Source organism: Georgenia sp. EYE_87 (assembly GCF_023148685.1).
GTDB lineage: Bacteria > Actinomycetota > Actinomycetes > Actinomycetales > Actinomycetaceae > Georgenia.
On the sequence record NZ_JAHXNL010000018.1, the window covers coordinates 20,321 to 31,824 of the forward strand.

The window sequence follows — 11,504 nt, forward strand, 5'->3', positions numbered from 1 at the left end:
CACCCCGGTCCCGCGGGCATGCGGGCCGCCCACCCCTTGGTGCTACCGGCCGCCTGCGTCGTGGGGCAGACGTCCCGCGTGTGTCCTGCCGTGATGATGGAACAATGAGGCCCATGACCTACACCCTCGTACTGCTCCGTCACGGCGAGAGCGACTGGAACGCCAAGAACCTCTTCACGGGCTGGGTCGACGTGCCCCTCTCGGAGAAGGGCGTCGAGGAGGCCAAGCGGGGCGGTGAGCTGCTCCGCGAGGCGGGGGTCTCCCCGGACATCCTGCACACCTCGCTGCTGCGTCGCGCGATCTCGACGGCCAACTACGCCCTCGACGTCGCCGACCTGCACTGGATCCCGGTCAAGCGCAGCTGGCGGCTCAACGAGCGCCACTACGGCGCGCTGCAGGGCAAGAACAAGAAGGAGATCCGCGACGAGTACGGCGAGGAGCAGTTCATGCTCTGGCGCCGGTCCTACGACGTGCCGCCGCCGGACATCGAGCTGGGCTCCAAGTACTCCCAGGACTCCGAGCCGCGCTACGCCGGCGAGCCGATCCCGCGGTCCGAGTGCCTCAAGGACGTCCTCGAGCGCGCCCTGCCGTACTGGAACGCCGAGATCGTCCCGGACCTCAAGGCCGGCAGGACCGTCCTCGTCGCCGCCCACGGCAACTCGCTGCGCGCGATCATCAAGCACCTCGACGGCATCGACGACGAGACCATCTCGGGCCTGAACGTGCCCACCGGCATCCCGCTGCTCTACGAGCTCGACGACAACCTGCGCCCGACCGTCAGCGGCGGCAAGTACCTCGACCCCAAGGCGGCCGAGGCCGCCATCGCCGCGGTCGCCAACCAGGGCAAGTAGCCCTCGGCCCCGCGCCCGTCAGGACGAGGAAGGGTCCCGCACCGACGGTGCGGGACCCTTCTGGTCTGCGGACCGCCGCTCAGCGGGCCGGGAGGTTCACTCCTGGCGGGCGGCCGCGTCGTCGACCTGCTCGTCCTTCAGCCCGAGCAGCCCGGTGTTCACGACGGCGTTCTGCAGGTCGCCGGTCACCAGGAAGGAGACGCGGCGCGCCACCGAGACGCCGTGGTCGCCGAAGCGCTCAAGGTAGCGGCCCAGCAGGACGGCGTCGACCAGCTGCTGGCGGGTGAGCTGCTCGTCGTCGTCCAGGACCACCTGGAACGACTCGCGGTGCAGGCGGTCGAGGACGTCGTCGTCCGCCTCGATGCGCTCCGCCAGGTTCAGGTCCCGGCTCTCGAGCAGCTCGACCACCTGACGGGCGACCTTGACGGCCTGCTCGCCCATCTGGTGGAGGATCTCGCGGGTGCGGCCGGTCGCGGCGACCTCGGGGTAGCGGCCGCGGGCGACGTAGGCGACGTGGCGGGCCAGGTCGCCCATCCGCTCGATCGTGGCGGACAGGCGCATGGCGGAGACGACGACGCGGAGGTCCGTGGCCACCGGCTGCTGCCGCGCGAGCAGGGAGACGCCCTGCTCGTCCAGGCTCTGCTCGATCTCGTCGATCTGCCGGTCGGCGTCGATGACCTCCTCGGCCAGGGTGAGGTCCGCCGTCTCGAGCGCCTTGGTGGCCTTCTCGATCGCCGAGCTCATGTGCTTGGCCATGGTCAGCAGATCGCCGCCGAGCTGCTCCATCTCTTGCTTGAAGATCTCACGCATCGCAGGCTCCCTCAGTTGCTCTTCCCCCGCTGCGAGCGGGATATCCGTTCCCCTACCGTAGCCAAGCGGCCCGCAGTGTACGACTGATGGCCGCCCGGTGAACGCCGGATGACGCCCCGGGGCGGTCTCGGTGAACCGGGGCGCCGCGCCCTACCCTCGGGGCATGGAGTTCATGCAGATCCTCAGCGTCGTGCTGCTGGCTCTGCTCGTGGTCGCTGCCGGAATCATCGCGTTCCTCGTGAGTGAGCGTGAGCGGAGCGGCTACCGCGACGCCGGCCTGGGGAACGGGCTGGACGACGTCATCTCGGTCCTCTCGGTGCTCCCGCAGGCGGTCCTCGTCCTCGAGCCCGACGGCGACGTCCAGCGGGCCAGCGCCGCGGCCTACGCGTTCGGCCTGGTCCGCAACGACGTCGTGGCCCACCCCGAGGTCCGCGACCTGGTCGACGGCGTCCGCCGGGACGGGCGCATCCGCGACGCGGAGCTCACCCTGGCCAGGGGGCCGGTGGAGGGCGCCGGCACGCTGCGGATGCAGGTGCGGGTCGCACCGCTGCGGCACGGCCGGGTGCTGGTGCTCGCGGAGGACCGCACCGCCGCGCGCCGGCTCGAGGAGATGCGCCGCGACTTCACCGCCAACGTCTCGCACGAGCTCAAGACGCCGGTCGGCGCGCTCGGCCTGCTCGCCGAGACGGTCGCCGACGCCGCCGACGAGCCGGGGACGGTCCGGCACTTCGCCGGACAGATGCAGAAGGAGTCGGCCCGCCTGGCGTCCCTCGTCCAGGAGCTCATCGACCTCTCCCGCCTGCAGGAGCCGGACGCCCTGGTCGACCCCGAGCTCGTCGACCTCGACGCGGTGGTCGCCGAGGCCGTCGACCGGGTGCGCGTGGAGGCGATGTCCCGGAAGGTCACCCTGGTGCTCGGCGGCGAGAAGGGCGTGAAGGTCTACGGCGACGCGGCCCTGCTCACCACGGCGGTGCGCAACCTCCTCGACAACGCCGTCCGCTACTCCGCCCCGACGGGCCGGGTCTCCGTCGGGGTCCAGCGCCGCGACGCGCTGGTCCGCATCGCCGTCGTCGACCAGGGTGCAGGCATCGGCCCCGAGCAGCGCGAGCGGGTCTTCGAGCGTTTCTACCGGGGCGACGAGGCGCGCTCCCGCGAGACGGGTGGCTCCGGCCTCGGGCTGAGCATCGTCAAGCACATCGCCAACGACCACGGCGGGCGCGTCGAGCTGTGGTCGACCGAGGGCAAGGGCTCGACCTTCACCCTCGTCCTGCCCGAGGCCTACGGGCCCGCCACCCCCGACGAGGCCGGCGCGGACGCCGCCGACGACTCAGCTGACGAAGCCGGGGCGCTCCCCGCGCCCCGGAGGACCGACGCCATGGAGGACACCCGCTGATGACCACCATCCTGCTCGTGGAGGACGAGGCCTCCTACCGGGAGCCGCTCACCTTCAAGCTCGAGCGCGACGGCTACGAGGTCGTCGCGGTGGCCGACGGCCACGACGCCGTCGCCGCCTTCGACCGCGGCGGCGTCGACATCGTCCTCCTCGACCTGATGCTGCCGGGGCTCTCCGGCACCGAGGTGTGCCGGCAGCTGCGCCAGCGCAGCAACGTCCCGGTCATCATGCTGACCGCGAAGGACAGCGAGATCGACAAGGTCGTCGGGCTCGAGATCGGCGCCGACGACTACGTCACCAAGCCGTACTCGTACCGCGAGCTGGTCGCCCGCGTGCACGCCGTGCTCCGCCGCGGCGCGGGGCAGGACGACCTCTCCGAGCCCTCGGTGCTCACCGTCGGCCGGGTGCGCATGGACGTCGACCGCCACGAGCTGAGCGTCGACGACGAGCCGGTCGCCATGCCGCTGCGCGAGTTCGAGCTGCTCGAGCTCTTCCTGCGCAACCCGGACCGCGTGCTCACCCGGGGGCAGCTGATCGACCGCATCTGGGGCGCGAACTACGTCGGCGACACCAAGACGCTCGACGTCCACGTCAAGCGGGTGCGCGCCAAGATCGAGGCGGACCCGGCGCGACCCAGCATGCTGCAGACCGTGCGCGGCCTCGGCTACAAGCTGGTCACCCCGGAGGCCTGAGACCCGAGCGACGGAGCCCCCGGGACGCTGGTGCGTCCCGGGGGCTCCGTGCGTGGGCCGTGCGGCGGTCGGCGCGCGGCGGGAGGGTCAGGCCCGGTCGAGGAACTCGTCGTAGGGCGGGATGGTGCCGTCGAGCACGGGGATCTCGACCTGAGCGTCGCCGGCGGACGGCATCGAGACGGTCGCCGGGACGGTGGCGCCGGGCGCGGCGTCGACGCTCTGGGTGGTGATGCCCGCGTCGGTGAAGTTCACGTGCTCGCCGGCGTCCACCCGCACGGGCACGGAGGCGCCGCCCTCGCCGATCGAGAAGGAGACCTCGACGTCCTCCGTGGACCGGTTCACCACAGCGCCGAGCAGGTGGCCCTCCTCGCCCTCGCCCTCGGTGAGGATCATGAGGTTCTCGACGACGACCTCGTCGGTCACCGCGACCCGGATGCCGTCGCTGGGCGCGTACGGGTCGGCGGTGGTGATGGGGTTGGCGACTGCGCAGCCGGCCAGGGTCAGCGTCCCGGCCAGTGCGGCGAGGGCGGCCGGGCGGGTGCGACGGGTGGTGCGGACCACGGGTTCTCCTTCGTCTCAGATCGGGACAGCGCGCGGTCCCTCCCAGGGGGAGGTTACCGGAGGGATCCGCGGGCGGGCGCAGCCGCCGGCCGGGCCGCCCCGGCGACCGGGTGCGCCCCGGTTTTGTCGCGTCCCTCACGAGCCGCAGAATCTCGCCACTTTTCCGTGTTAGACTAGGGACCCTTAGCGACTGAAGGAGCCTTACGACAATGACCTTCGCTGTCGGCGAGACCGTCGTCTACCCCCATCACGGGGCGGCACTCATCGAGGACATCTCCACCCGCGTCATCCGCGGCGAGGAGAAGCTGTACCTCCACCTCCGGGTCGCCCAGGGCGACCTGACCATCCAGGTCCCGGCCGAGAACGTCGACCTGGTCGGGGTGCGTGACGTCGTCGGCACCGAGGGCCTCGAGAAGGTCTTCGACGTGCTTCGTGCGCCCTACACCGAGGAGCCGACCAACTGGTCGCGTCGGTACAAGGCGAACGTGGAGAAGATCGCCTCCGGCGACATCATCAAGGTGGCCGAGGTCGTCCGCGACCTCTCCCGCCGCGACACCGACCGCGGGCTCTCCGCCGGCGAGAAGCGGATGCTCGCCAAGGCCCGTCAAATCCTCGTCTCCGAGCTCGCCCTGGCGGAGAAGACCGAGGAGGACAAGGCCGAGGCGATCCTGGACGACGTGCTCGCGTCCTGATCCGTTGACCGGGGCGCGCGTCCGCGTGGCTGGGCTGCACCCGTGAGCTCGGCCGCCGTCCTGACGGCCGCCGGCTCCGGCACCCGGCTCGGGCACGCGCTGCCGAAGGCTCTCGTCCGGCTCGGCGGTCAGCCGCTCGTCCTCCGGGCGGCCCTCGGGCTCGCCCGGGCCGGCTGCCTCGGCTCCGTCGTCGTCACCGTCCCCGCGGCGGAGCGCGGCGTCTTCGCCGCGCTCTTCCCCGGCGGGACCGTGCCGGGCACGGACGTCCCCGCGCGGGTCGTGGCCGGCGGCCCGACCCGGCAGGCGTCGGTCGCCGCGGGCCTGGCCGCGCTCGCCGACGACGTCGACGTGGTCCTGGTGCACGACGCCGCCCGCTGCCTGACCCCGCCCGCGCTCGTCCGCGCCGTCGAGAGCGCCGTGCGGGCCGGCCACCGCGCCGTCGTCCCGGCCCTGCCGGTCACCGACACCGTCAAGCGGGTCGGCGACCCCGGTCCCGACGGCGCCGCGCCGGTCGTGGCCACGGTCCCGCGCCTCGACCTCCGCGCCGTCCAGACCCCGCAGGGCTTCGACCGGGCGTTGCTCGACGCGGCGCACGCCGCCGGCGCGCACCGTGCCCGGGACGAGGCCGCGGCGGTCTCGGACGACGCCGGGCTCGTGGAGGCGCTGGGGGAGCGGGTGTGGGTCGTCCCGGGCGACGAGCGCGCCCTGAAGATCACCACGCCGCGCGACCTGGCCCTCGCGGAGCTCCTCCTCGCCGAGGACCACTAACCTGACGCCCATGCAGCTGCCACGCACGGGGATCGGCACCGACGTGCACGCCTTCGCGCCCGAGGGCTCCGGCCGGCCCATGCGGCTGGCCTGCCTGGACTGGCCCGGCGAGACCGGCCTCGAGGGCCACTCCGACGCCGACGTCGCCGCCCACGCAGCCTGCGACGCCCTCTTCTCCGCCGCGAGTCTCGGGGACCTGGGCGGCCAGTTCGGCACCGCCGACCCGGAGTGGTCCGGCGCCTCGGGGGAGCGGATGCTCGCGGAGACCGCGCGCCGGCTGGCCGACGCGGGCTGGCAGATCGGCAACGTCGCGGTCCAGGTGATCGGGGTGCGCCCGCGGATCGGCCGCCGCCGGGCCGAGGCGGAGGAGGCGATGTCCCAGGCGCTCGGCGCCCCGGTCTCGCTCTCCGCCACCACCACCGACGGCCTGGGGTTCACCGGCCGCGGCGAGGGCGTGGCCGCCGTCGCCACCGCCCTCGTGGTGCGGAGACCGCTCGAGGCGGCGTGAGGCGGCGCCGGCTCAGGCGACCGGCGGCTGGGCCAGGGCGCTGTCCTGCCGCGTGCGCGACCGCACGGGCAGCAGGAGCAGGAGCCCGGCCAGGAGCACCACGACGATGCCCACGATGCCCCAGTACTGGACGTCCTCCGTGGTGGCGGCGCCGGTGACCGCCATGCCCAGCGACAGCGCCAGCGAGAACGCAGCCGGGGCCATGAAGCTGACCGCCCGGCCTGTGGTGGCGTAGAGCCCGAACACCTGGCCCTCGTGGCCCGCGGGGATCAGCCGCGCCAGGAACGTGCGCGAGGCGGACTGGGCCGGGCCGACGAAGATGCACAGCGTCAGGCCGAGCACCCAGAACAGCGCGGTGCCGAGCTCGTGCAGGAAGAAGATGCCGGTGCCGGCGAGGACCATCGAGACCAGCGACAGGACGATCACCCGCTTGGGCCCGAGGCGGTCGTCCAGCGCCCCGAACAGGATCGTCGCCACCCCGGCGACGAGGTTCGCGGCCACGCCGAAGACGATCACCTCGCCGGCGTCGAACCCGAAGGTGCCCGCGGCGATGACGCCGCCGAAGGTGAAGACGCCGGCCAGGCCGTCGCGGAAGACGGCCGAGGCGAGGAGGAAGTAGACCGTGTTGCGGTCCGTGCGCCACAGGTCCGCGACCGAGCGGAGCAGCAGGCGGTAGGACTGGACCAGCCCGGTGCGCCGGCCCGCCGCGGTGCGGCCCGGGGCGTCCCGCACCGTGAGGATCACCGGCAGGGAGAACGCCAGGGTCCAGACCGCGCAGATCAGCATGGTCACGCGGACGTCCATGCCGTTCTCGCCGGTGACGCCGAAGATGCCGACCTCCGGGTCGATCAGCCCGAAGTACACGATGAGCAGCAGCACGATGCCGCCGATGTACCCCAGTCCCCAGCCGAGGCCGGAGACGCGGCCCACGGTGGCCGGCGTGGAGATCTGGTTGAGCATGGCGTTGTAGTTGACCGACGCGAACTCGAAGAAGATGTTGCCCGCCGCCAGGAGCACCAGGCCCAGCCACAGCAGGTCCGGCGTCGGCGCCACGAAGAACATCGCGGCCGACGCGGCGACGACCAGGAGGGTGTTCACCGCCAGCCAGAACGTGCGGCGGCCCGACCGGTCCGCCCGCTGCCCGCTGACCGGGGCGAACACCGCGATGAGCAGGCCCGCCGCGGCGAGCGCCCACCCGAGCTTCTGGTCCGCACCGGGGCCGAAGGCGTCGGAGGTGAGGTACACCGTGAAGACGAACGTGGTGATGACGGCGTTGAACGCCGCCGAGCCCCAGTCCCACAGTCCCCAGGCGTAGACGGGCCACCCGAAGCGGCGGGGGCGCGCGGCGGGTACGGGCGCCGGCGCGGACGTCTCGTTGCTCACACCGCGCACCGTAGCGGCCCGGGGTGTCCGCGGAGCGGTCAACCCGCGGCGACGCCCCGAAAGGCCGGGTCGGCGCGCCCCGGTAGCCTGGGCGGGTGAGCCTGAGACTGTACGACTCCGCGACGCGGTCGGTGCGCCCCTTCGAGCCCCTGGAACCGGGCAAGGTCGGCATCTACCTGTGCGGCGCCACCGTGCAGGGAGCCCCGCACGTCGGGCACATGCGCGCCTCCATCGCCTTCGACGTCCTGGTCCGCTGGCTTCGCCGCACCGGGCTGGACGTGACCCTGGTGCGCAACGTCACCGACATCGACGACAAGATCCTGGCCAGGTCCGCAGAGGCCGGCTGCCCGTGGTGGGCCTGGGCGTACCGGTTCGAGCAGGAGTTCACCGCCGCCTACGACGCCCTCGGGGTCCAGCGCCCCACCTACGAGCCCCGCGCCACCGGCCACGTCACCGAGATGGTCGAGCTCATGGAGCAGCTGACCGAGCGCGGGCACGCCTACCGCGGCACCGAGGGCAACGTCTACTTCGACGTGCGCTCCCTGCCCGAGTACGGCTCCCTCACGCGCCAGGCGCTCGAGAACATGACCGTCTCCGACGACAACGACATCGAGCCGGACAAGCGCGACCCGCGCGACTTCGCGCTGTGGAAGGCCCCGAAGCCCGGCGAGCCGGCCACCGCGTCGTGGCCCACGCCGTTCGGGCGCGGACGCCCCGGCTGGCACCTCGAGTGCTCGGCCATGTCCCGGCGCTACCTCGGGGAGACGTTCGACATCCACGGAGGCGGCATCGACCTCCGCTTCCCCCACCACGAGAACGAGCAGGCGCAGTCCCACGCCGCCGGCCTCGGCTTCGCCCGCTACTGGGTCCACAACGCCTGGGTGACCACCGGCGGCGAGAAGATGAGCAAGTCTCTCGGCAACTCCCTCGTGGTCTCCGAGGTGCTCGGCCGCACGGACCCCGCCGTGCTGCGCTACGCCCTCGGCACGGTCCACTACCGCTCCACGGTGGAGTTCTCCGACGTCACCCTCGCGGAGGCGGCAGGCTCGTGGGAGCGCTTCACCGGCTTCGTCACCCGCTCCGTGGAGCGCGTCGGCGAGGTGCCGGCCGAGGAGGTCGCGGCGCAGGGGCCGGCGCAGCTGCCGCCCGCGTTCGTCGAGGCGATGGACGACGACCTCAACATCTCCGCCGCGCTCGCCGTGGTGCACGAGCACCTGCGCGCGGGCAACACCGCCCTGGCGGAGCGGGACGACGTCACCACCCGCGGCGCGCAGCTGCAGGTGCGGGCGATGCTCGACGTCCTCGGGCTCGACCCGCTCGCGGCGCCCTGGCGGGCGGCGGGCGGCGGCGACGGCACGGCCGAGCACGCCGCGCTGGACACGCTCGTCACCGCCGTCCTGCGCGAGCGGGACGCGGCGCGGGCCGCCAAGGACTGGGCGCGGGCCGACGCGCTGCGCGACCGCCTCGCCGAGGCGGGCGTGGTGGTCGAGGACTCCGCCGGCGGTGCACGCTGGCACGTGAAGGGAACGGACTGATGGCGGGAAACTCTCAGCGGCGAGGTGCCGTGCGCAAGCCGGGGTCCAAGAAGGGCCAGACCGTCGGGTCGGGCGGCCAGCGCCGTCGGGCCCTCGAGGGGCGCGGCCCGACGCCGAAGGCCGAGGACCGCCCTTACCACCCCGCGGCGAAGAAGAAGGCGGCCGAGGAGCGCAAGGAGGCCCGCCGCGGCGGCACGCGCGTGGCGGGCCGGGACTCCGGCCGGGACGCGCGCGACGCGGCCCGCAGCGCCTCCATCACCGCCAAGGTGCGCGACGCCCTGGGCGTCGGCGGGGACCACGAGATCATCGCCGGCCGCAACCCCGTCACCGAGGCCGTACGCTCCGGCATCCCGCTCGCAAAGGTCTTCCTCGCCGGCGGCATGATGTCCGACGAGCGCGTCGCCGAGGTGGTCCGCACCGCCACGGCGCTGGGCGCCCCGCTGGTCGAGGTCTCCCGCTCCGACCTCGACCACCTCACCGACGACGCCGTGCACCAGGGCGTGGCCATCGAGGTGCCCGCCTACAGCTACCGCGACGTCCCCGACCTGCTCGCGCGGGCCGAGCGCGCCAACCACCCGCCCCTGCTGGTCGCGCTGGACGGCGTGACCGACCCGCACAACCTCGGGGCCGTGCTGCGCAGCTCCGGGGCGTTCGGCGCGGACGGCGTGATCGTCCCCGAGCGCCGGTCCGCGGGCGTGACGGCGGCCGCGTGGAAGGTCTCCGCCGGGGCGGCCGCCCGGGTGCCGGTCGCCCGGGTGACGAACCTCGTCCGCGCACTCAAGGACCTCAAGGAGGCCGGCTGCTTCGTCGTCGGCCTCGACGGCGGGGGCCCCGTCTCCGTCGGCGACCTCGAGCTGGCCACCGAGCCGCTGGTGCTCGTCACCGGCTCGGAGGGCAAGGGCCTGAGCCGGCTCGTGCGCGAGACGTGCGACGTCGTCGCCTCCATCCCGATCGCGGCCTCCGTGGAGTCGCTCAACGCCGCCGTGGCCACCGGGATCGCGCTGTACGAGGTGGCCCGCCGACGCCAGGGCTGAGCGGCCGGACGCGGGCAGGTCCGCGTCGTCGCGCCCCGGGACGGTCGTCTACGGTGGGGCCAGCGTCCGAGGACGAGAGCACGAGGGAGCAGGGGGCTGACATGGCCGGACCGTGGAACCGTACCGAGGGAGTGCTGGTCGCGGCCTCGCTCGACCCGGGGGCCGTGGCCGACCACCTGGGCCGCGCGGGGATCCTCGCGCGGCTGGAGTGGTACCCCGGCACGGAGCACCTGCTCTCGCTCGCGGTCCTCACCGACCCCGACGGCGCCGTGGGCACCGCCGGCGGGTCCGAGGTGCTCCCGGGCCCCGAGCTCGCCGCGCTCGCCGACGACCTCGGCACCGCGTTCGAGGCCGACGTGCTCATGGACGGCGTCCACTCCGGCCACGAGGCGGACCGGACGGTCGGTGACGACGACGGCTCCGCGGCCGCAGCGGCGCGCCCGGCGACGGCCGGCGAGGGCGGGCCCGAGGGGGGCGTGCCCGGCGTCGTGGAGGCCGAGGACACCGAGCACGACGCCCGCACGGTCGTGCTCACCCCGATGCCCGTCCACCAGGTGCCGCTCCACGCCACCCTGCTCGGCAGGCCCGTCACGGTCGCGGAGCAGGCGGTCGGCGGGGAGAGCCGGCGGCTGGTCATGACCACCGGCCCCGGCCGCGAGCTCGGCGTGCTGGGCTGGGAGTCCGACGCGTACCCGGTGCTGCGGCTGCAGGTCGACGCCGAGGACCGCACCGCCCTGCTGCTGCCGGGCCCGGAGTCCGACGCCGACGACCTCGACGAGGGGGTCGCCCTCGTCAGCTGGGCGATGCGCAGCCGGTACGTGCTCCCGGACGACGCCGCGGCCCCGGTCCGCACCCTCGTCGAGGACCTGCTCGGCGACGGCGAGGACGCGGCCGCCTTCGCCGCGGCGGTCCCCGGCTCCGACCCGGTCGCGGTCGCCGCGTCGCTCGGGCGGCCCGGCGCCGAGGGCATGGCGGCCTTCGTCGTCGCCCTCGGCCTGCCCCCGGCGGTCGCGGACGTCCTGGAGGGGCGTGCCGAGCCCGCGGACCTGCCCGGCGCCCGGACGCACGAGGCAGAGCCGCTCCCGCGGGCGGCGGCCCGCTCCGCCCGCCTGGCGTTCGAGGGGCAGGCCGCCGCGACGCCGCCCGCCAAGGTGGCCGTGCGGGCCGGGATCGTCGCGCTCGGCGTGCTCGCGGTCGTGGCCGTGGTCCGGGCCGCCCGGCGGCGCTAGGTCCCGCGGGCCGACGGCACGCGGGCCGACGGCACGCGGGCGGACGCG

12 protein-coding genes are annotated in these 11,504 nt (G+C 74.1%); 9 read left to right on the forward strand and 3 right to left on the reverse strand.

Going from position 1 to position 11,504, the window contains the following annotated elements:
- Nucleotides 1–113: 113 nt before the first annotated feature.
- On the forward strand, nucleotides 114–851 hold the full coding sequence (locus KZX45_RS18060; protein WP_248259152.1) for a phosphoglyceromutase: 738 nt from the start codon (nucleotides 114–116) through the stop codon (nucleotides 849–851).
- A 96-nt stretch (nucleotides 852–947) separates the two neighbouring features.
- Here KZX45_RS18060 and phoU read toward each other — a convergent pair whose 3' ends face one another.
- Nucleotides 948–1,661 carry a phosphate signaling complex protein PhoU gene (gene phoU, locus KZX45_RS18065; RefSeq protein ID WP_248259153.1) on the reverse strand — a complete coding sequence of 238 codons (714 nt, stop codon included), beginning with the start codon at nucleotides 1,659–1,661 and terminating at the stop codon, nucleotides 948–950.
- Nucleotides 1,662–1,824: 163 nt separating this feature from the next.
- Here phoU and KZX45_RS18070 point away from each other — a divergent pair, with 163 nt between their 5' ends.
- Both KZX45_RS18070 and KZX45_RS18075 read left to right on the forward strand, forming a co-directional pair.
- The gene (locus KZX45_RS18070) at nucleotides 1,825–3,054 is read left to right on the forward strand and encodes a cell wall metabolism sensor histidine kinase WalK (protein WP_248259154.1); all 1,230 of its coding nucleotides are present in this window, start codon (nucleotides 1,825–1,827) and stop codon (nucleotides 3,052–3,054) included.
- Nucleotides 3,054–3,746, forward strand: a complete 693-nt coding sequence (locus KZX45_RS18075; RefSeq protein WP_248259155.1) for a response regulator transcription factor — start codon at nucleotides 3,054–3,056, stop codon at nucleotides 3,744–3,746. The genes KZX45_RS18070 and KZX45_RS18075 overlap by 1 nt, the downstream gene beginning before the upstream one ends.
- A gap of 87 nt (nucleotides 3,747–3,833) precedes the next feature.
- Here KZX45_RS18075 and KZX45_RS18080 read toward each other — a convergent pair whose 3' ends face one another.
- Entirely contained in the window at nucleotides 3,834–4,307 is a 474-nt protein-coding gene (locus tag KZX45_RS18080) for a hypothetical protein (RefSeq protein ID WP_248259156.1), read from the reverse strand.
- A gap of 209 nt (nucleotides 4,308–4,516) precedes the next feature.
- Here KZX45_RS18080 and KZX45_RS18085 point away from each other — a divergent pair, with 209 nt between their 5' ends.
- From KZX45_RS18085 to ispF, 3 genes are read left to right on the forward strand one after another with little or no spacing between them, the layout of a single operon-like run.
- On the forward strand, nucleotides 4,517–4,999 hold the full coding sequence (locus KZX45_RS18085) for a CarD family transcriptional regulator (RefSeq protein WP_248259157.1): 483 nt from the start codon (nucleotides 4,517–4,519) through the stop codon (nucleotides 4,997–4,999).
- Nucleotides 5,000–5,041: 42 nt separating this feature from the next.
- On the forward strand, nucleotides 5,042–5,767 hold the full coding sequence (gene ispD / locus KZX45_RS18090; protein ID WP_248259158.1) for a 2-C-methyl-D-erythritol 4-phosphate cytidylyltransferase: 726 nt from the start codon (nucleotides 5,042–5,044) through the stop codon (nucleotides 5,765–5,767).
- Between the two features lie 10 nt (nucleotides 5,768–5,777).
- On the forward strand, nucleotides 5,778–6,275 hold the full coding sequence (gene ispF / locus KZX45_RS18095) for a 2-C-methyl-D-erythritol 2,4-cyclodiphosphate synthase (RefSeq protein ID WP_248259159.1): 498 nt from the start codon (nucleotides 5,778–5,780) through the stop codon (nucleotides 6,273–6,275).
- Nucleotides 6,276–6,287: 12 nt separating this feature from the next.
- Here ispF and KZX45_RS18100 read toward each other — a convergent pair whose 3' ends face one another.
- Nucleotides 6,288–7,658, reverse strand: coding sequence for an MFS transporter (locus KZX45_RS18100; protein WP_248259160.1), 1,371 nt, complete (start codon nucleotides 7,656–7,658; stop codon nucleotides 6,288–6,290).
- A gap of 95 nt (nucleotides 7,659–7,753) precedes the next feature.
- On the opposite strand from KZX45_RS18100, the gene cysS reads away from it, so the two are divergent.
- The 3 genes from cysS to KZX45_RS18115 all read left to right on the forward strand — a co-directional run bounded on the left by cysS (nucleotide 7,754) and on the right by KZX45_RS18115 (nucleotide 11,456).
- Nucleotides 7,754–9,193: a cysteine--tRNA ligase gene (gene cysS / locus KZX45_RS18105; protein ID WP_248259161.1), complete on the forward strand. Its 1,440-nt coding sequence runs from the start codon at nucleotides 7,754–7,756 to the stop codon at nucleotides 9,191–9,193.
- On the forward strand, nucleotides 9,193–10,227 hold the full coding sequence (gene rlmB / locus KZX45_RS18110; RefSeq protein ID WP_248259162.1) for a 23S rRNA (guanosine(2251)-2'-O)-methyltransferase RlmB: 1,035 nt from the start codon (nucleotides 9,193–9,195) through the stop codon (nucleotides 10,225–10,227). The genes cysS and rlmB overlap by 1 nt, the downstream gene beginning before the upstream one ends.
- 101 nt (nucleotides 10,228–10,328) lie before the next feature.
- Nucleotides 10,329–11,456 carry a hypothetical protein gene (locus tag KZX45_RS18115; RefSeq protein WP_248259163.1) on the forward strand — a complete coding sequence of 376 codons (1,128 nt, stop codon included), beginning with the start codon at nucleotides 10,329–10,331 and terminating at the stop codon, nucleotides 11,454–11,456.
- Nucleotides 11,457–11,504: the final 48 nt, after the last annotated feature.